We start from the raw sequence: 21,257 nt of genomic DNA on the forward strand, positions 1-21,257 counted from the left end.
TATAGCGCCTTGTTATTACTTCACAAAAGCGTGTTTTTGATAATAATGTTGGCAAGGCTTTTAAGAGGTCAAAAGCAAAGGGGGAGTGGATTAATATCCATTCCCCCTTTGCTTATCTATCGCTTATTGATAAAACATTTCATTAATTTCCTCACATAATTTAGTGCGGAAAATAATAGACGAGTGAAGTAATTCAGCATCGCTTTCACTGAGAAGTGGTGCTCGTGTCTTCTTGTCAAAACGTTGCGGCATTTCCTCAAATAACTGTTCGTGGAGTCGCTTAATGTCATCAAAAATTTTGACTGATTGGGAGAATAAAAAAATCTTACTGTAATCGCCCTTTTTTAAAGACGACAAATATTTTAGTAAAATGGCCTGTCGTGCAGTTTTGTTTTTAAAAGAGTGTTCCACCTCAATAGCGACTATTGAGCCATCAGGAAGTAGCACAGCGCCATCCACGGTTCGTGTAGCGGATAGGCAGTTAATTCGTTGAAATTCAGGCTCGGTAATAAATCCCTTCCACATTGGGGCGTACGTTTCATCACTATGATAATTATGTATACCGCGCAACATTACAAATGCGTTTATAAGGTTGTGTACTACATTATTTTGGTTGAACTGCAGAGCAGGGTTTTTATTACTCCTAAAATACACGTCGATGCCCATTAACTCCTCGGCAAATTTGGCAGCTGTATATGTAGGAACATAGACGCGACCATCTGGACTGCGGTGTGTTTTTACCACCCGCAAAAAACCATCTTTTTCTAGCCGGTTTAGATGCTCTAAAGCTAACCGATGATTGATGGCATATAGCCAACGCACAATGCCTGGTGTAACAATGGAAAACCGAATTGCAATTAAAACGGTTAATTGTGTTCGGTTAACCCCTTTTTGATGATTGTTTACGCCTGGATAATACCGCATATCAATATCAAAATAGCGAGGGTAGTGAGTATGAAGAGTGTTGTTCGTTTTCAAATTTATTGATGGTTGTTGTGTCATTTTCTAAAATCTTTCTGGCTAGTTAATTAGTAAAATTAACTAGCACCATAGTACACAAATTACCGTTATTTGATGACTTAAACCTCGTTTTTCATTCCGAGATGCTTTGACAGCATGCACGTAATGATTGTTGCGATAATAATCGCAACAAAAGCCGCTTTCAGCGGATGGCTTCTCAACTTCGTTGTTCAACCATAGGGTCTAAAACGCCCGCCAGCTCTGATGTTGCTCCGCAACGAGCTGACTCGACGCGCTATCGCGCTAGCGTTGTAGACCCAGCGCGAATGTACCGTGCTCCGCCCTGTACTACCCGCCATACTGCCGCTGCAGACAATGCGATGGGGGCCCCATTATCCGCATTTTTCTTCGCTTTTATTTTCTGACGAAAATAGATGGTTCGATATCAATTTGTGCCAAATTTTAATCGAATTTCGCTGATGCGAAACACTATCGCGGGTAGTACAGACCAGCTGTACATTCGCGCTGTCTCCATGTGTCTGCGGCTTCGCCTACAACACATTACGCGCTTGTTGGCCTCATTCTGAGGCGTTTTTTTTTACAGTTTTTCGTGCCGAAAAATGCGTTTTTAATAACGTCTTTCAGACTAAACCCGCCTTCAAAATAAACTTATGGATGAACTTTTTAGACAAAGAGGAAAGGATTTTTACTTAATAAAAAATTAGGTGAAGTAAGAGGAGAGGGAATTACTTATTCAAACCGTTTGTTGCTGAGCTGCGCAGTCAAACAAGTTTGATTTTTATCACGAAATCATTAAAGTTTAAAGTATAAATTAATGATTTTTAAGGTTTAGAAAAATGAAAAACGACGCTAATGATATTGCTATTAATCCCTCAACAGGATTACCTATCACAAATGCGAGCGCTAATATCGTTGATGTTGGTGGCAATGTAGTGGGCCAATCTAATAGAGTAATGACTGTTTACGAGATTGAAGAATCGATAGCGGATTCAAATGATGGTGGCTGCTTTGATGCATTTGACTCGTTTGATGACGGCTTTTAATGCCCGAGATATTGAAAGCAGTAAGCCGGCATCGAATAGAAATCGTATATTCGACCATTGTATTTGGTGGCTCAGCAGTACTTTCTTTCCAGTACCAATCAACTCAAAATTTTGCTTGGTTTATTACGCTGACCTTATTCTGTACCAAGATGGCTATTGGCATAATTAACTATGAGCAATATCGCCAGAGAAATAACCGAAGTATGAAAATCATGCTCAAATATTTGTTATTTAAATTTGTATAAAACCCGTTTATTTGTCCTAAACGCAAAGCGCTCCTAGTTAATCAGGGCGCTTTTTTTACGTTTTATAGTATGAAAAATGAAATTTTGCATACTATAGATTCATCCAATTTCAATGCGCTTACTCACTCAATGAAATTAAATACTCTAGCGGTAATAAGTTCAGGGTGATTATAGCTGATAAGCTTTTAATCTAATTTCAACCTCAAAATAGAAGTATTAACATCAGTTCCTCCTAAATAAAGAATATCATCCTCATAGGAAATAAGCCTTGTATATCGGGCTCGCTCTCTCGTTCTTTCTATTACTTTACCGGTTTTAATATCCACAATGTGTGTTTGTTCTTTGACATTGTATCTGTGTGCAAGTTTTCCTTTGTGCTCAATTAATAGTCTTTTCTTTGTTTGCTTACTTATTATTTCACGATTTTCATTAACAATATTCCCAGTTAGTGTATCAACAAATAAACACCCTTGCTCACTTTGAAATGCTCTTTCACCCTGCTCTACTATTTTCATGAAGGTATGTTTTTTTTGTTCAAATAAATGAATACCGTCACCCTCTGCTATCATACATTTACCGTTAGACACGAGCTCGATAGTTTTTATATTACTAATCTGAATCAGCTTATTTTCAAATAACTTATAAACACCATCAGCACCAGCCAAGAATATTTCGTTTTTAAAAAAAGCTATATGTCTGAGACTGAGGTTTGAATCGAAGTAAATAGTATTAAATACAAGTCCATCTTTGAGTTGTTCTATTGCGTAACCACTATTGGTTAATGCTAAAACTGTAAGCACATTATCAGTATAGGTGAAGTCTCTAACACCATTTTCTAAGCTATAAGTAAAATCCCCTGATGAACTATATATAACTTCCTTGGTGACGTTACCTAAAGAAAAATAGAGTTGTTCTTCAAGAACTAAAGGATCATCAATTTTGGTAGCTTGCGATGCCATCAATAGCGATAAATTTATATCTTGAGATAATATGTCATCTGATAAGGGCAACATAAATAGCTCATTATTATTACCCACAAAGAATAGGTTTTGTTGTGCAACTGCAACGGAATAAGGTTTAGCTCTAAATTTATAAAGTGTTCTCCTATTATTACCTTCAAAGTAAGTCAAAGACATTTTATCTAAATGATTCTCTCTTAATGAAAATACGCCATCATTGTGGCCTTTTATGTATGCATCAATAAAATTTTTCTTATTTTCTGACTCAAAGTTGATGCTAAAGACCTCTTCCAATCGCTTCGTTGTCAGGTCATATACAAAAGGTTTGATTGATGAACTCGGATCAACGTTAAAAGTAATGTAAAATCTATTTTCATCGATCCAATCAAAAGAGGGGAATGCGTTTTGCCTGTTACAAGGAATTTCATCTATTTGGTCTTCGACTGGTATTCGGTAGATTTTAATTTTGCATTTCGAATCTTCAACCATGTGCATTATGGTGCGGCCGCTAGTGTGAATTTCTAAGCCGCGATAAGCACCAGAGTAATTTTCCGACATTAACACTGTGTTTTGGCGATTTAGAACTTTGTATAACTTTGATGTATTTTTGTCTCGCGCAGTAACAAATAACGTATTGTTATGAGTCGCATAGTCCAAAATATAATCTTTAGATTCAAAAACGGTCTGAGTTGAAACCTTTGGTAATGTTTTAACTTTACCCTTATAGCTATATGATAAAATTGCCACAATGCATATCAAAATAATAAATAGTAAAGTGAACAAGTACTTATAACTCGTTACTTTTTTGTGATTAACCGTTGAGGGTTCAATCGATTCAAATGTGAGTTTGTAGCCTCTGCCTCTTATGTTTTTAAATGATTCCCTATCGCCAAATTTTAACCGTAGATCACTTATCAGTTTACGAAGTGAGTTTTTAGTTACAATGCGTTCCCCCCAAATTTCTGATTCAAGAGTTTGTGTATCAACAAAACCATCATCGGACGAAAAAAACAGTTTAAGTGCAATTATTTCTTGGGAGGTCAGTTCAAATTTTTCGTTGTTTTTTGATGCTAAATTAATATCTGGTGAGATTAAAAAGTCATTGATTTTATAGTTCACAGGAAGATCTTTATTATTTTTTCGGGGAGTTTAACCATTTGTTTTGATTATTTCAACAATCTCCATGATATTTATAACTATTTAATAATTATGAAATTTCACACTAAATCACACTGTTTTATATTTATTCACTACCTCCTTTTTAAAAAATCATAGATATTCCTTTCGTGAAAAAACATGCTTCAAAACCATTGTATATAAGTTTACAAAATCGCATTTAATTAAACTTTAAATAAGAAGGAATTATTAATAATGAACTTAAAAAGACTTGCTGTAATCGCTGTTATTTTATCTTTTGTTTCGGGTTGTAAGTCAACTCCCGATATCAGGGATATCCCGTTGAGTCTAGCAGCTAAAAATAAAACACTTGAATATAAAAAACTACCAGGCGTTGCAAGTAATGTTGTTACTTTAGGGACTGTGAAAAATGCTTTAAGGGAGCATGTTTCAGCACATACTGGATATACGCAATGCGATATCGAATGCGGAAAGTGGCAAACGGCAGACATAAAATTAATATGGGGTAAAAAAGTTTCTCTAACTGATTCTGAAGTGAAGATTACCTACTTTCGCGGGGATAAATTCCGCACAGGCAGTACTTATCTTTCAAAAGTTCACACTGCATTTCCTTACCAAATTGAAGAAACAACTGAATCTTTTAAAGTTAACCTTTTACCTGCAATGACTGCGACTGCAGAAGATGCTTCTGACGCATTGTTTATCCCAATATCTTCTCCAGTAAGCGACAAAACACTTCAAGAGTTACTCGATAATGTATTGAATAAACCCGGCAAAAATATTGATAGACATGTTTATTCTAGCGGTTCATTTAATGTTGAATTTGACCCTGCATCTGTTCAAACAAGTTTTGAGAGAAAATTAAAGCAAAAACCGAATGAGAATAAGTCAAATAAGCGAGTCTACAAGAATAGTTTTACATTTAATTCAGGTGATATGGTTGCGTATGTAGATTTAGATATTTTTTTGTACCGCGGTAAGTCAAAAGTTGAATATCGTTTAAGTCATCCTGTTTCTGTAAGCCCTGACGGGACATCACAATATGATGAAAATTTAATGGGAATTTTACTAGAACATCTTAAAAGTGTAGCCAACAGCTGAGTTGTTGTAAGTCGTTTAAAGAGAGCTCTAAGTGGAGCGCGCTTACAAAAAAAATATGCTAAAAATCAAAGTTTAATCTTCAGGCACCTCAGTTGCTTACCTACCTTAAAAATATTGGAATATAAAAATGAAAAAATTAATTACCTTATCTCTTTGTAGCTTGCTTGCGGCATGTGGTTCTGGCTCTGAAACGCAGGTACCGGTCTCGACTGGTGACACATCAACTGGCGTTGTTACCAATGTTGATTTTGTTATTGGTACCGTAGGACCACTAAGTGATGCTCGCGTTTGTGCAGACGTAAACCAAAACTTAGTGTGTGAAGAATCTGAGTTTTTAGGCCTAACATCAGCATCAGGTGCATTTACAGTGTCAGGTGACTACACAGATACAGCAATTATTGTTGATGCAGTGTCAGAGAAAACAGCGAACGTAAATGAGGGCAACATTGTGGGTCACTCATACACTATGTATGCAGAAGCTGGCTCAGCGAATGTAAGCCCTGTAACAACGATGGCTGTAGACTCTGGTTACTCTGTTGAATCAATCGCAGATTTATGGTCGGTTGATGTGAGTGTGTTTAAAGGTGACTACACGGCGCTAGATGATAGCAATGCACAAGCTGTTTTGGTTGGCTTAGCATCTGACTATGCAATTAAATTATTACAAGAAGGTGTGTCTTTAACGGATGTGCCGTATGACGTCTCTCTTGCTGCTGATACTGTTTATGCAGCGCTTGAGTCGGGTGTTGTTGCCAGTGAGATTTCTTTTGAGCTTGATGAAAGTGGTTTGCTTTATTTAAAGGTCCCGAGCGTAGAGGTTGACGTTGTAGAACGTGATTTCATCCAAGGTACCACGCTCTCTTCGTTTGTGGGTGATTGGAGTGCATACCATTTTGACCGCCTTGATGGTGATCAGTATGGCCAAGTAACTATTAAAGCAGAGAGTTCTTGGGAGCAGTTTTGTATAAAAAATGCGTTTGTTGATTCAGGGCAACCTTTAAACGCTGATGTGGATGCTGATTGTTATAATTTTAACGTTGATCTTGATGGTTCGATGGTTCTAACAAGCCAAGATAGTCACACTTTAATTTACAACTTAATTTATGGCCATAAATCAGATGCGGGTACCGCGCTATTGTTTAAAGTAGAAAAGATAGTAAACGGAAGAAGATATGGTGGTGGCTTCATGTGGATGGATGACTATTCTGCAGCTGTGAATGAAGGTATGGGTCTTCGAGATCGTGATTGGTACCATTCTATTTATACGGGCTTAGCGGATGATAGTGCAGGTGAATTTGATGGTGTTGCTTATGAAGTTGATTTTGAAGAGCGTATGTCTGTTGAATATGACAGTGGTGAAGCAGTTGATACGCGTTTTTCGTATGTCCAAGATCTAGCGTTCTCGCCAGTATTTGAAATGAACCAGACTTCATTAGTTTACTCAGATGGTGTTGCTTATAATCGAACGGGGATGCTTCGTGTAGATGATTATATTGGACTTGCTTTGTTTAAGCGTGACCAAAAGTTAACACTAGGCCTGTTATCTCCGAATGCAGAAATTATAGAGTCTGTTGATAATTGGAAAATGTATAACGGCACTGCTGCAGATTTGAAAACCTTAGTAAAATAAATTTTGTTTGTATGAGAGCAAAGGGGCTACCTTACAGTAGCCCTTTTGATTGAATGAAGTTTTAATAAATAAAAATAGCCTTATTATAAGTTGGCTAGGCTAGTAAAAGCGGTAGAGTGGCACTAGCGCGCTTAAGTGAAATCATAATTTAGTAATTAAGAAACCATTCATATTTTTAAAATTAAGTTTTATAAAGTCTCAATCTTTGCGGTATCATCAGGTTATGCATGTTAAATCCACCTTATGAAGTGATTTTAATGGATTAAAGTGCCTAACTGTCACTCTGCTTTAAAGTATAAAAAATATAAGAGCTTTAGTTTTAACAGTAGAAAAACTTCATTTTAGTTATTTGTATAAGGATATTAATAGAAGTATGGAAAGTAATAATGAGCCTTCGAACACTAGTAAAAATACTGAAACAGTAGAAGCAGAAACTCAAGATAACCCTCTCTCCCAGAATCAATTAATACAGCAATGGCGAGTAAACCTTGCATCCCTAAAAAAAGACACAGGATTTGAAGTACCTAAAGAATTAGATAAAAGTGATGAAAAGGTTATCACCGCGCTAGATTCAATAGCGTATTTAGATAAAAAAAATACCTTATTAGACGAAAATGAAGATTTTCAATTATCAGACAATGGCTTTGCAACATATAAAGCCAAACATATGATTGCTTTTGAATATTTATCTCAGCTAAAAAAACCTGATTTAATTAGAAACTCAGCAAAGTTTTACTTTTTTTCAAGAGCTAACCAAATAGAGCAGTTATCAAAACCTAGCATTTGGGCTCATTCTTTATTTCACTTCTTAATCACGCTAATAGTTATTTTAGTGCTTGGGGTTATTAGCCTCTTAGTATTGGTTAAAACTCAGGATAATTTGTTTGTTAAGTTACTAGTAGGCTGGTTTTGGATTGTAAATATTAAAACAGCGAGCAATTTAATTGGGAAATATAAAAAATTAGCTATCACTCCTTTTCGGTTTAGTGTCAGCTTATTAGGTATTCAGTCACTAAACGTACTAATAAAAGTAAGCCTACTAGGCATTATTCCTTTTCTTATTGTGAGTAGATACAACGCTTATTGGATTGATGACGTGATAATAATTAGCTTATTTATTTCGTGTCTAATTAACTTTAAGCCTGACGAAAAACCATCAAAGCAAGTAGTTGAAAAAGACTTAGCAGAAGCAGGCACAGCTAATGTTTAAAGGGTTTATATTAGTTGTATTCATTCTTTTCAGTGCCAGCAGTTTAGCAAACGTTGATATAGACCTTGCATGTAAAGAAAAAAAAGAGCAACAGCGCTCGCTATTAGAAAGGCTTTCAACCTCTGTGACTGAAGCACATTTAGCGGGTCAATGCACTGGGTATGATTTCTACTACAAGGTTAACCTTAAAGAGTCTTGCTCAGAGTTTTTAGAACAAAAGGAGTCGCTGCTCAGCTCTTTAAGTACATCTCTCAAAGAGGCAAATTTGGCAGGTATGTGTGTCGGTGCAATTTATAGAGTAGCAAAGCGGTGTAAAGTAGATACTTACAAAATTAATTACGCATACATTGCTAGAGGGGCTTTAACTGTTCATAAAGTAGAGCAACGCCTTGGTTGTTATGGTGAGCAGTATGGCTGGTAAAAATAAAAGTATTGCAGCGGTTGCCTGTCAAGCTTTAGGAATTGACCGCAATTTGCTACCAGAGCGGTTAAGAAGTCGTTTAAATTATTACGTTAAAGATAAAAACCTCAAAGCTAAACTACTTGATGAGGTGGATATAAAATCTGAGTCAGTCGATTATGTGCCTAAGCCAATTAAGGCGGGTAATCATATATTTATTCGTAATCTGGTTATTCTAGATACGTTGTTTGAAGATAAAAAATTAGTTGTAAAGTGGCTCAATGGCGAAAAAATCAATACTGCAAGTTTTGAGCAGTTTGCCAAGGAGTGGAGGGCTAAAAAATTACTCTTTCAAGCACTTGATAAGCGTATTGGTGATTTAAGGCTTTTTCTATCAGATGAAAATATAGATTGGTCACGAGATGAAATCCCATACCCATTCAATGATGGTCAATATAGTTCATTGGAGATGATTGCTAATTCTATTGAATTTGATACGCAATCGAGCCCATATGATTTAGCGCTAAAAGCCGTGATCGAAGGCGAGTTTGGTGCTTTAGGTAAACTAATTACTAATAACCCAGATGCGTTTATTAGCGAACATGGCCAATGGCTAGTAACTCTGTACAACACTAAAAAAGCAGAATACGAAGAATATAGTTTATTACTAAATAAATATTAAAATATTTACAGTCTTCCCTTTTTTGTGAATTTCACAGTTTGATACTTGCTCCTGAAGTCACCGCACTCCGCGGTGATATTAGGAGATTATAATGCACCATTTAATTCTTTTTTCATTACTCAATGAAACCAATGAACTTTCATTAGCTGATTCAGCTATTAAAACAACGTTATTGAACCTTGTGTTAGGAGGTTCGCATGAATAAGTCTATTGATGAATTAGTCATTAATTATCACGTTACAGAAGTATGTAACTACTCATGCAAATTTTGCTATGCAAAGTGGGATCGTCCCAACGAAATACAAGCTAATGGCCAAGATGCAGAGTTAATGCTTGAAAAATTAGCCAATTACTTTTTTGACGATAATACCAACCAAGTAAAAGCAGTTTTCCCTTACAAAAGTGTACGTATTAATTTTGCAGGTGGCGAGCCGCTAATACTTAAAAAACGTTTTGAAAAGTTAATCATAAAAACAAAGTTGCTAGGCTTTAATTTATCGCTAATTACCAATGGCCATTACTTAACAGACTCTTTTATAGATAACTATGGTGCCATGTTTTCAATGATTGGGATCAGTTTTGACAGCCAATATTTAACTGCACGTGAAAATATTGGTCGAATAGATCGTAAAGGTAAGTCTTTTGGAAGTCACGATTTAATTAAAGCAGTTACACAGCTTCGTAGCGTTAATCCATCCATCACAATAAAAGTAAACACCGTTGTTAATAACCTAAATTACCAAGAATCATTCGAGCTGCTAATAGCAAATATAAAACCCGAAAAATGGAAGGTGTTTCAGGTGCTTCCTGTATTAAATAACAACTTATTAGTTTCTGATGAGCAATTTTCTGGGTTTGTAAAACGCCACGCCTCATTAAAAGAAATCATGGTGGCAGAAGACAACGAAGCAATGACAAATTCTTATTTAATGATTAACCCTCAAGGACGCTTTTATCAAAATAGCGCAACTCAAAATGGATATATTTATGGTGATTTAATTTTAGATGTAGGTGTGAAGCAAGCATTAGAAGTCTGTGAAATAAACTGGGAGACGTTTACTAGCCGATATAAAAAGGATAATACAGTTAGCCTCATTAGTAATAGCGAGTACCAGCTTAAAAATAACGCCGCGTTAAAACAGGGAGTTTCAGCATGAGCACTATAAATAATGATGAACAATTCGCAGCATTGTTTAAAGAGTCCATTGCTTCAGATTACAAAAATGCACTATTACTAATGAATGTAAGCCCTGATGTTAGTTTGTTTAAATTTCGTAAAATACTAGAGACCTTATGCTTACTATATGCGCAACACCATAGTTATGAATTTACTAATAAAAACTTATGGGAGCAAATAAATGAACTTGCAGATATCAGTGCAATTCACGGAGCAGATAGAGAGCTATTTCATGCTGTTAGAGAGTTAACAAACGATGGGGTACATAATAAGGAGTTGGGTAACGAGATATTACTGAGTAAGGCGTTAGTTTCAAGGAAAAAAGTCTTAGATTTACTGGAAAGTGCTTACTTGAGCTTAGGGCTTGGTGAGCGTTTACCTCAATATGAGTTAATAGATGTGGGAGGCCAAGAACATAAAGACTTGTGGTTTAACTGCTTAATCTCTCGTGACTATAAAGAGTATTTAAGCTTAGGTGATTTTTACGAAAAAATGGGAAAAGTTTTTGAAAGCGAAGATTTAGATGAAAAATCTTTTACTGCGCGCGCACAGACTATGTATTCTTTTGCAGCTGAGTCTTATAAAAGTGCTTTTCAACTTTGCTCAAAAAAAACGATAACCGATGTTATTAGCACGGATGATAAACAAATTAGTATTGCTCAGCAAAGCCATCAAATTCTATTCAAATATGCTCTTTTATGTCTCAATAATAAAGTAGATAACCTGCATATTACTGAGGTAACAATATTACTAAACGCATTAGCGAAAAGAGGTTTTTACGCTGCTTACGCTTATTTGGGGTGGTGCCATTATTTAAGTGAAGACTATAAAAAAGCACATAAATACCTTACCCACAAAAGGGCTGAGCATACTGTTTTTCTATATCAGAGGTTAGGTGTTTTATATTCTTCAGGTAAAGCTAGCCTAATTAATGGTGATAAAGCAGTTGAGAGTTTTAAAAAAGCAGTAGGGCTAGGCTGTAATAAATCAATGTTTGAATTAGGTAAAATCTATTACAAAGGTGAGTTAGTTAAAAAAGATGACGAACTAGCTCAAAATTACTTATGCCAAGCAATTGCTACTGGTAACTTAGATGCAGTTTTGTACCTTGATGAAAAGTACTTAAAAATAAGAGAGCTATTTTCTGGTTTACTAGAGGAAATTAAAGGTGACAAAGTAAAAGTAGAACCGCAAAAGCCTTGTATTAAAACCACTAAATTAGGACGAAATGAACCCTGTTCGTGTGGCTCTAATTTAAAGTATAAAAATTGCTGCGGAAAATAAATGCAAATATTCATAGTGTTAAATGGTTATATTTAAACAATGAATGATCGTATTACGCCTTAAAAAAATAAACCCAAAGTAAAAACGAGAGACAGTGTCTCTCGTTTTAATTTACCTTTTATTTTTGCTTATTAACCCTATTTTATATAGCATCACTAAACAGCACGAAACACGTTGAATCAACGAGTTGTGCGCACTCATAGCGCAGTATTTAGGGATGGTTTAAGTTATGGATAAAAGAAAGCTCAGCGAAACCGATATAATCAGTAAGTTTATTCTACCCGCAGTTAAAACCGCAGGATGGGACGACATAACTCAAATATGCCAAGAGGTTAAACTACGTGACGGTAAAGTAATCGTACGTGGGCAACTTGGTGTACGTAAAACGGTTAAATCGGCTGATGTAGTGCTTTACCATAAACCCATTATGCCGCTTGCTGTCTTGTTTATATTTGCTTTTAATGATGACAGATCTATATTCCATTATAAGGCCAAGCTAGGCACTTCCTTCGTTCAAACTAACAAACTCCACTAATACTATTCTTGAAAGTAAAATCAACTAAAACTATGCAGGGATGCTATGAAATTAATTAACCCAAAATACCGCACTTTAAAACCAACGATTGAATATCTTGCTGATGAAGTTGTGCTCACTCAAGCTTGGAAAAAAACACATAATTATATTCGTGCATTTAATTGGTATGCAGATACATTGGAGCTAGATGTATCTGCTTTAAATATTGAAGACAATGTAAGTGAATGGAAAAAGCAGATTATTAAGAACAAGCTTAAAACTTTAGAGCTGGTACCTGCTGCAAAAAGTGAAACATGGGTTATTGATCAAGATGGTTGGCATCCTAAAAGTACCGATAAAAGGCGAGAAAACCCACCCATAAGGCCATTGGCTCACATATCGATTAGAGATCAAACATGGGCTAGTGCTGCCATGTTGTGCCTGGCTGATGCGGTTGAATCAGAGCAAGGTAATTGCAGCGATAAAAATCAGAGTTTTGCACAAGCAAGAAGTAACAAGGTGTATAGCTACGGCAATAGACTGGTATGTGATTGGAAAAACAAAGATCAAGCTTGGTTTCGTTGGGGAAATAGCGATACATACAGAAAGTTTTTTACTGATTATCAAAATTTCTTAAAAAGACCAATGGAGTTAGGACGAAGTGTTTTAAATCAAGCCTCTTCTTCAGAAGAGGTTTACGTTGTTAATTTGGATTTATCAAAGTTCTACAACACAATCTGTAGAGACTTGCTAAAAGATAGATTAAAAAGAATATCTAAAAAATTTGGTAATCCAGAGTGCACGAAATTTTGGGACGCGTTTAACCGCATTTCAGATTGGAAGTGGGACAAGCACGATTTAAAACTAGCTGCCGATTTAAAGCTAGGTAATATTGAGCAAGGTTTACCCCAAGGGTTGGTATCAGCTGGCTTTTTTGCCAATGCATTTTTAATCGAGTTTGATGAAAAGGTAGGTGAATTAATCGGTGGGAAACTAAGCCCCAAAAGTTCGATTATTGTCCATGATTATTGTCGGTATGTGGATGATTTGCGTTTGGTTATAAGTGTAAAAAATGTATCTGTAGGCTTCATAAGGCGTTCTTTAAATAGAAATATAAATAACCTTTTGAGAAAGTATGGAGGCACTGATCTTAAACTGAATGATAATAAAACAAAGGTGACACTTTTTTCAGATTTAGACGATAGCGGCAGTATGTCGAATCGGATTGAAATGGTTCAAGGAGAGCTCAGTGGTCCAGCTGATCGTGATGTTTTAGATTCAGTTACAGGTCTTTTAGAGAGCTTTTTAGATATTGAAGATATAGATTTATCTCCTTTAAAAAGTTCTCATGATGACTCTGCGTTGTTACAAATTGCTAATTACGATCATGATATTCGACCAGATACATTAAAGCGATTTGCAGCAAATAGGTTAGAAAGCATTGTAAGAAATAAACGCCGAATCAGTAACGCAGATGGTGGAGAAGAACTGTTAGCTAAAAAGTTGATTACAGCTTGGATGAAAGATCCTTCGCTCGCATTAGTGTTGAGAAAGGCAATGGAAATTCATCCAGAAGCTGATTTATTTGAGCCAGTCGTTGAGGCTATTTTTTCTCGAAGTAATTATTCGAATAGCGCAAAAGTGAATGACACTATTACAGCGCAAATGATGGATTACTTGCTAGCAGACATATTTAGATGTGGCCTTGATTTTACATTGTCATTTCAGAAGTTAATTTACCCAAGTTCGATTAACCCAAAGTCTGTGATTGATTTAATTGCTAACTATGCCCTAGCAGTTATTGCAAGCGCTAATAAAAGTTCTAAGTTTGTTGAAAGACAAGCATTAATGTTACTTGCGGCTACTAGTAAACCGGTTATAAAAGAAAAGGCAAATGCAACTCTCCAAAATGAGTTGCACATTATTCTAGCTGGCGCTCAATCAAAGTTTAAATATGAACACTGCGCCTTATATGAAATCTCAGCACAAATGACGGGAAAGTTTGATATTTATGCTTCTTCTCTTATTAAATCAATGTTTGATTTGGATGATGTAAATAAAGCTAAGGTGTTGGACGTTTTCGCAAAGAGAGGCGGGCTCTTTTGGAATGCGATCTGGAAACAGCTTAAAAAAAGAAAATTTCAACAAAAACTTACTAATAAATTTGATTGGGCAGCTCCTCAATCAAGTACTCAGCCTAGAGCTAAAAAGCAGTTTTTATCCAAGGTTATTCATTCTGACTCAAATGGGTTTGAGTTTGAGCATGCGCTAATAAAGTTAGCATTAAGTTTATTACAAGCAACTCAACAAGAGAGCTTTGTAAATACACCGATACTGGGTGCCACACCGGCTGAAATAGAAATTAAATTGGATGCGGTTGCAAGATGGTCTGAATTGTGGAAACCGTCAGTAAATATTGCTAAATCTAAGCGAAAAGGAACTGTACCATTTAAGGATCCTCGATATGAGTTTCCAGAATGGATTGATAAAAATAGCGAAAGTAAAAAGGTCATTTATTGGATAGGTATTATATTAAGGGCCTCTGTAATTGGTAGTGCAGACTTTACAACTAACCGGTGGAAGCAAGGTGATATCGTCGCTTATAAAGGAGTGAAAACAAGTTGGTTCAAAAGGCGCATGGGTATGATGCATTCGCCTGAGACTTTAACTGGGGAATATTCTACAGTCACAGACTGGTTTTCAGACTTATTAATTCGTTGCTTACAGTGGCCAGGGTTCGAATCAACATTTGTGAGTGATTTAGATGTACGGTCTATAGAGTGCTTAGAAACATTTGAATTTTGCTTAAGAAAAAGGTTGAGCTATTTAAATAGTCTTATTTGTCACTCTTCTTCTTTACCTGCATTACCAACGAGAGTTGCAAGACCCAGCAAACGTAACTACTTCAGAATTGCAACAGTTCAGCAGCTTTTGCCTATGTCGTCGGACTTTAATGTTTCCGATCCTGAACTTAATAATCCAGTCTATAGGACTAAGCACCGTGAGCACTTATCTTCGGTTTGTAAACTAACGTTAAAAACTTTAGAAAGTAAAGCACAAGCTCAAGGTGAAAAAACTAAACCGTTTGCTGACTTAATTGTTTTTGCAGAAGTAGCTGTACATATTGATGATCAAGATCTCATTAAACGACTTGCTGATACAACTGGCGCTATTATTTTTGCCGGATTGGTATTTACTAATCATGAAGGAAAGTTAGTTAATGTAGCTAGGTGGTTTATACCTGATTATAGAGAAAGCGGAAGGCAATGGGTGATTAGAGATCAAGGTAAAGAAAACATGACTCAGGATGAGCTTGCTCTTGGTATTACTGGTTATAGGCCTTGTCAGCACATTTTAGAATTACATGGGTATGATGAAGGGCCTTTCAAAATTAGTGGGGCTATTTGTTATGACGCGACAGATATAAAGCTAGCCGCGGATTTAAGAAATACAACAGATTTATTTGTAGTGGTTGCTCATAACCAAGATGTAAACACTTTCGATAATATGGCTGCTGCTCTTCAATATCATATGTATCAACATATCGTTATTTCTAATATTGGTGAATTTGGAGGCTCTACGATACAAGCTCCTTATAAAGAACGGTATGATCGTTTAATCTCTCATGCTCATGGAAGCAAACAAATATCAATTAGTACTGCTGATATTGACTTAGCAGCTTTCACAAGAAAAATAAAAAAATATAGGGCCGTTAAAACTAAACCTGCTGGAATAAATAGATGACATGTTTTGAAACAGATTTTGCCGTCTTATTAAATATTGAGACTTGGAAAAATTGGATTCCAATTATTAGTTTATTTGTAGCAATAGGGGCTTTATTTATTGCTTATAAGCAAATTCAAGTGGGTCGTAATACTTCGGCTTCAGCACAAGCGCACGGAATATACCAACAGTACTTAGCACTATGTATCGCTCATCCTAAACTTGCAAGCGGTGACTACGTTGCTGAAGGAGAAAATGATCCTGAATACGCGAAATATACGTGGTTTTTCTCAAGTATGTTATTCGCTTTTAAACAAGTATTAGAAGCTAAACCAAATGATGAAAAGTGGGTTGCAACAATTAAATCACAGCTCGAGAAGCATGAAACTCACTTAGTAAAATCAAGTACAGCGGCTAGCAATCATTGGCATGAAGATTTAGAGAGAATTATACAAGAAGTGAAAGCCTAATAGTTATTTAAACTATAGATGAGAAGTTGCGTCATTAATATTTTATTATTTTAATGCATAGATTACTAATATCAACTCGTAATGACTTGCCATAACTTGCTCTTTATAAAGGTTTTTACCATATAAAAGCCAAGCATTTAGAGTTTTACTACAGAGAACTTTTAAAAATGAAAAATTATTTCTATGCCTATCATGGACCGAAAAACACAGAAAACTTTGACTTTACTAAAGGTTATGGTGTTTCTGGTGAAAAAACTTTAGATAAAGTAAAAGTAGGTGATCTTGTTTTTGTTATTCAAAAGCTGAAACTGGGCCTTTCTGAGCTTTGCGGTTTGTTCGAAATAGTAAAAATACGAGATACTGAAGTTGGTAAGCTTCGCTATAGAGTGGAATTGAATGATCTATCAAATTTAGATGATTTTATTAAACTAGATGAGAAGGAACTAAGTAAATTATTACCGAAGACAACGGGCGACAAGCGCAGGAGTAATTTTCAAAAACACTTCTGCAAGCAAAATCATTCATTTCAACACTCACTTGATAATGAAGTTGTGTCAATTCTAAAAAACTTAATCCCAAAAAACATAAATAACTTAGAAGCCTATTTAAATGACTTTAATGATCAAGTTAAAAAAGCGCTTAGCTCTAGTAAAGAATCTAGAGTTAAGCGACTGAAAAAAGCACCAAAAAAACCAAAAAGAATAACTGTGACTACGTCTATTTTTAAACGAAACCCAGATGTCGTCGCTGATGTTTTGATAAATGCAAATGGCTTTTGTCAGAAGTGCAATAAAGCAGCTCCATTTATAAAACGAAAAGATGGAACTCCTTATTTAGAGGTACATCATAAATTAAAACTTGCTGATGGGGGAGATGATACGGTAGAAAACGCGATTGCTTTATGTCCTAACTGCCACAGAAAAATGCATTTTGGATAGTTGGGTTATGCTTACTACTCGACATAATTTAATTTTAGACTATGTCCCACCCAGCCCGCGAAGTATCTCAGTAAAGCAACTACAGACTACTTTGTTTAAATATGGGTTAGAGATATCAACCCGTATGCTCCAACGCGACTTGCAATCACTTTACGACGAAGGTTGCTTTGGGCTTGAAAAAGATACGCGTAGTAAACCGTATGGTTGGTCAATCAATGCGCAGTGGCGAGGTGGTAACGCAAAGGTAATGAGCAATGAAATGGCTGAACACTATTTGCTGTTGGAGCAGTTACTACCGCAATCAGTCCCGAGTGACGTTAAGCAGTCAGTGCATATTAAAGCAGAGCAGGCTCTTAAACGTTTTAATGGCCATGTACCTGACTGGCTTTCAACCCTTCCAAAGTCGTCGTTAAAAGTAAATATTGATAATCAGCTAGTTGAGCAAATTGAGCATGCGATTAAGCATAAGCGTGCAGTGAGAGCTGAGCTTTATAGAGTACTTTACGATGAGGCACATTGGTTAAAGTTTGCTGAGTTGAGTTTTTATAACATAGTTGAGCAAGGCGGTGTGTTAATGGCGCAGTTTATGGTGGGGACGCTTCACGATAAGTGTTACCAGATGCCGGTTTACCGTATTCGTAATGTACACATTTTGCAAAAGACACGACGTGAGCCAAGTGCCGAGCAATTAAAATCGTTACGTAGTGCGATTAATAAAGGCATGTCGCAAGAAACTATCGAATTAGTAATAAAAGTACCTACCCATTCGGCTGTTAATCAAGAGTTTATTGAGCTTGGCGAGCTGACTGATAAGCAATATATTGAAGATAAAAACGTATTACTTACCTACCAGACTATTGATACCGAGCAATTAACCGATGAGTTATTTAAATGTTCTCATTGGCTAGAAATAATTAAACCTGAAAAGCTGCGACAAAGAATTGTTAGCAAGCTTAAAGCGGCTACAGCAAACTACCTTTAATTGATTTAAAGCTTAGGTGCGTCAAAAATTGACGCACCTATTTGTTATGCTCCTTTAAAAGTTTAGGAGTGATTATGTTTCAATTAATTCAGCAAAATGATGGCTTATCAATCGGTGTATTTGGTATTGGTGGGTGCGGTTGTAATACGCTGAACAGTATTTTTGAGCAACGCGAGTCTGATCAGGCATTTTTGTACAGTGTTAATACCGACAAAGTAGTGCTTGAGCATACGCAGAGTGATGAAGCGGTACTAATAGGTGCTGAGCTCACTCATGGTTACGGTGCCGGCGCAGACCCTAAAGTTGGGCTGCAAGCGGCAGAAGAGAGTAAAGAGCAGCTTTTAACGCTTATTAATGGCTGCGATATAATACTGTGTGCAACAGGGTTGGGTGGCGGTACTGGGACTGGCGCCAGCCCTTACATTGCTCAACTTGCTAGTGAACAAGGTAAGCCCATTATATTTGTTGCTACATTGCCATTTAGTAGTGAGGGGCAGTTTAGAAATAATATAGCGCAAGCAGGTTTAAATGAGCTTAAAGAGCATGCTAATGCGGTTATTACGCTCCCTAACGATCAACTTATTGAAGTGCTTGGTAACGATATAGGATTATTCGATGCGTTTAAACACTCAAATCAAATACTTCACTCACTGATCAAGTCACTAATCGATATGCTTTGTTTTCAAGGTCTAATAAACGTTGATTTAAACGATTTTGCCAAAATTATGGATTGCCAAGGCGATGCAGTACTTGGCGTAGGCAAGTGTAATGAAGAAAACGAGCTTACTAATGCGCTTGATGGAGCACTCAATAACCCACTGGTTAATCAGGTAGATATGTCATCAAGTACTGGCGTGATAATACAAGTAAATTGCAAAGATGAAATCTCACTAGGTAGCTATAACCTTATTACTGATACTGTGCGTCAGCAGTTAAGCCCAAACGCATTGGTTATTTGTGGTGTTTCAAAAATTGAAAACTTAGCAACCAATTATGAGCTACTGGTTATTGCTACGGGCGCGAGTTCAAAAATGATACTTGATGACACGAAAATTGAGTCAAGCTCTAAAGTAGTCGCCACTAAACCAAAAGTATCTGATATTTTTGATATCCCTGCTTTTATAAGAAATCAATCTGCACCACCTAGTAAAAGCTCTTTATAGGTTTTGTAAGCAAAGAAAAAGTTGTATAGCAATATGTAAGCGCTACTCTAATATTTGCAAAGGGCGGCTCTTTTTAAGCTTTTGGGTTTGCTGAACTATATTACCCCAGATAGTGGAATAAGCACTTATTGTGCTTTTGATTTTGGCGATGAATTTATTTGAATTATCTAATTTTAAAAATGATTTTTTAGTCGTTTTGATTTTTAACTTAGCCTGTATTTTTACTTCTTTGAGTACTTCCTTCTCAAATAGGGAAAAGTTTTTATAAAGTGCCTTAATATCAGTGTTATATATTTTATTCGAGTGGTCATAATGTTTACTCATCGGATCGTGATCTGAAACAGAGTGATGAAGCATTTTTTTAGACTCAATTTCAGCAATTGTTGATACCCCAATTTTTTTAGTTAGCACTTCTTTCATATGCGATTTTAAGAAGCTGCGAAGTAAAGTTGGAAATGCTCCGGCTGAGCCTTTTATATTTATGTTATCTCGCGAGGCCACCACCATGTCTTTTGGCGCATGATACTTAAGTGCTCGGTTTAAACTCTCTTTACTAATGGGTTTTGAGTCGTCTTTAACCTTGCAAAATAAGTAGGTGCGGTTTATGTCTGGGTTTAATTTTAACTCTTGTTGTATTGCTTTTTTCATCTCGGGTGTGAGTTGTATTTTAAACTCTTTTTGGTTTTTCATAGCACCGCGAGTAGTATGAGTTGTTTCAGGAAACGTTAAAAATTTAGGATTATCTAAATCATCTATATACGATAGACGAAGGTTGCAAATATTTATGGGTCTTAGCCCAGTAAACATCATCAGTAGTACCGCATTTATTAATGTATTATTTTTAGCTGTTTTTAGGTTTATGTATAGCTGAGAAATTAGAGATATATCAGTATATGCCTTACAAGGAATAGACTTCGCCGTTCGAGAAGATATATAATTTTTATCTACTTCTAGGAATGGATTAGTGCCATTATTATATTTATTTTTTGCGAACACCCACAGCTTTTTCATTTGCTCGAATAGCTTAGCCACATGCGGACCACTTTTCTCTGTTAGCAGTTGGTCAAGTGTTGCTTCTATTATCTCAGGCGTAATAGTTTGAAATAACGTATTTTTACCAAAGGCATTTTGAATTGAATTAAGATAGGAGGTGTAAGTTGTTACTGTGGTTTCAGCTAACTTGCTAGGGCTATGTTTATTTATTGCCTGTAAGTTTTCTATTTGTTTGCTCACTACAAATTCGAATGTGTAATTAGAGGTGTTCTTTTTGTATATTTCGGCCGCTTTTAATTTTGCTGCTGAAAAACTCATATTATTAGAATCACCAAGCTTTGTGTTTTTTATGCTATGTTCTTTTTTAAAATGAGTAAAAAATTTAATAATGCCATCATGCTGGAATACGATTCTTATTTGATCTTTAAGCTGATACTTTGAAAGTCTTCTACCTTTTTCCTGCGATAATATAATAGTCGCAAGACTGGCTAGCTCTTCCATTGACTCGTCATTGTACGGTGGCTTAAATGCATTAAATTCAACCATGCAAAGGTCACGACTTTTAATCATGACCTCACATGGTTTTATTGAATTTAATACTGATGTTGCCATTAATACATAAGCC

At 36.0% G+C, this 21,257-nt stretch carries 16 protein-coding genes and 1 pseudogene; 14 read left to right on the forward strand and 3 right to left on the reverse strand.

Annotation, left to right across the window (positions count from 1 at the left end; genetic code table 11):
- Positions 1-123: 123 nt before the first annotated feature.
- Positions 124-1,002, reverse strand: coding sequence for a hypothetical protein (locus tag QL995_RS02530; RefSeq protein ID WP_290292391.1), 879 nt, complete (start codon positions 1,000-1,002; stop codon positions 124-126).
- A gap of 815 nt (positions 1,003-1,817) precedes the next feature.
- Between QL995_RS02530 and QL995_RS02535 the strand changes: the two genes are divergently transcribed.
- Positions 1,818-2,024, forward strand: a complete 207-nt coding sequence (locus QL995_RS02535; RefSeq protein WP_290292394.1) for a hypothetical protein — start codon at positions 1,818-1,820, stop codon at positions 2,022-2,024.
- 430 nt (positions 2,025-2,454) lie between these two features.
- Here the strand turns inward: QL995_RS02535 and QL995_RS02540 are convergent, their stop codons facing one another.
- Entirely contained in the window at positions 2,455-4,347 is a 1,893-nt protein-coding gene (locus QL995_RS02540; protein ID WP_290292395.1) for a winged helix-turn-helix domain-containing protein, read from the reverse strand.
- Positions 4,348-4,599: 252 nt separating this feature from the next.
- Here QL995_RS02540 and QL995_RS02545 point away from each other — a divergent pair, with 252 nt between their 5' ends.
- From QL995_RS02545 to QL995_RS02605, 13 genes and pseudogenes are all read left to right on the forward strand, one after another.
- Complete coding sequence (locus tag QL995_RS02545; RefSeq protein ID WP_290292398.1) at positions 4,600-5,466, forward strand: hypothetical protein; 867 nt, start codon at positions 4,600-4,602, stop codon at positions 5,464-5,466.
- 127 nt (positions 5,467-5,593) lie between these two features.
- Complete coding sequence (locus QL995_RS02550; protein ID WP_290292402.1) at positions 5,594-7,096, forward strand: hypothetical protein; 1,503 nt, start codon at positions 5,594-5,596, stop codon at positions 7,094-7,096.
- 373 nt (positions 7,097-7,469) lie between these two features.
- Positions 7,470-8,306, forward strand: coding sequence for a hypothetical protein (locus QL995_RS02555; protein WP_290292403.1), 837 nt, complete (start codon positions 7,470-7,472; stop codon positions 8,304-8,306).
- Positions 8,299-8,727 carry a hypothetical protein gene (locus QL995_RS02560; protein WP_290292405.1) on the forward strand — a complete coding sequence of 143 codons (429 nt, stop codon included), beginning with the start codon at positions 8,299-8,301 and terminating at the stop codon, positions 8,725-8,727. The genes QL995_RS02555 and QL995_RS02560 overlap by 8 nt, the downstream gene beginning before the upstream one ends.
- Complete coding sequence (locus tag QL995_RS02565; protein WP_290292407.1) at positions 8,717-9,388, forward strand: hypothetical protein; 672 nt, start codon at positions 8,717-8,719, stop codon at positions 9,386-9,388. The genes QL995_RS02560 and QL995_RS02565 overlap by 11 nt, the downstream gene beginning before the upstream one ends.
- Before the next feature lie 197 nt (positions 9,389-9,585).
- Complete coding sequence (locus tag QL995_RS02570) at positions 9,586-10,545, forward strand: viperin family antiviral radical SAM protein (protein ID WP_290292409.1); 960 nt, start codon at positions 9,586-9,588, stop codon at positions 10,543-10,545.
- The gene (locus tag QL995_RS02575; protein ID WP_290292412.1) at positions 10,542-11,849 is read left to right on the forward strand and encodes a DUF4145 domain-containing protein; all 1,308 of its coding nucleotides are present in this window, start codon (positions 10,542-10,544) and stop codon (positions 11,847-11,849) included. The genes QL995_RS02570 and QL995_RS02575 overlap by 4 nt, the downstream gene beginning before the upstream one ends.
- A 229-nt stretch (positions 11,850-12,078) precedes the next feature.
- A pseudogene (locus QL995_RS02580) lies at positions 12,079-12,339 on the forward strand (restriction endonuclease subunit R); the annotation flags it as partial.
- Between the two features lie 90 nt (positions 12,340-12,429).
- Positions 12,430-16,107, forward strand: coding sequence for a reverse transcriptase domain-containing protein (locus QL995_RS02585; protein WP_290292414.1), 3,678 nt, complete (start codon positions 12,430-12,432; stop codon positions 16,105-16,107).
- On the forward strand, positions 16,104-16,556 hold the full coding sequence (locus QL995_RS02590) for a hypothetical protein (RefSeq protein WP_290292416.1): 453 nt from the start codon (positions 16,104-16,106) through the stop codon (positions 16,554-16,556). The genes QL995_RS02585 and QL995_RS02590 overlap by 4 nt, the downstream gene beginning before the upstream one ends.
- A gap of 167 nt (positions 16,557-16,723) precedes the next feature.
- Entirely contained in the window at positions 16,724-17,494 is a 771-nt protein-coding gene (locus QL995_RS02595; protein ID WP_290292417.1) for an HNH endonuclease signature motif containing protein, read from the forward strand.
- A 7-nt stretch (positions 17,495-17,501) separates the two neighbouring features.
- Entirely contained in the window at positions 17,502-18,476 is a 975-nt protein-coding gene (locus tag QL995_RS02600; RefSeq protein ID WP_290292420.1) for a WYL domain-containing protein, read from the forward strand.
- 74 nt (positions 18,477-18,550) lie between these two features.
- Entirely contained in the window at positions 18,551-19,639 is a 1,089-nt protein-coding gene (locus QL995_RS02605; protein ID WP_290292423.1) for a cell division protein FtsZ, read from the forward strand.
- 42 nt (positions 19,640-19,681) lie between these two features.
- On the opposite strand, the gene QL995_RS02610 is transcribed toward QL995_RS02605, so the two are convergent.
- Positions 19,682-21,244 carry a tyrosine-type recombinase/integrase gene (locus QL995_RS02610; RefSeq protein WP_290292426.1) on the reverse strand — a complete coding sequence of 521 codons (1,563 nt, stop codon included), beginning with the start codon at positions 21,242-21,244 and terminating at the stop codon, positions 19,682-19,684.
- Positions 21,245-21,257: the final 13 nt, after the last annotated feature.

Source organism: Pseudoalteromonas sp. APC 3358, from assembly GCF_030408075.1.
Classification (GTDB): Bacteria; Pseudomonadota; Gammaproteobacteria; order Enterobacterales; family Alteromonadaceae; genus Pseudoalteromonas; species Pseudoalteromonas arctica.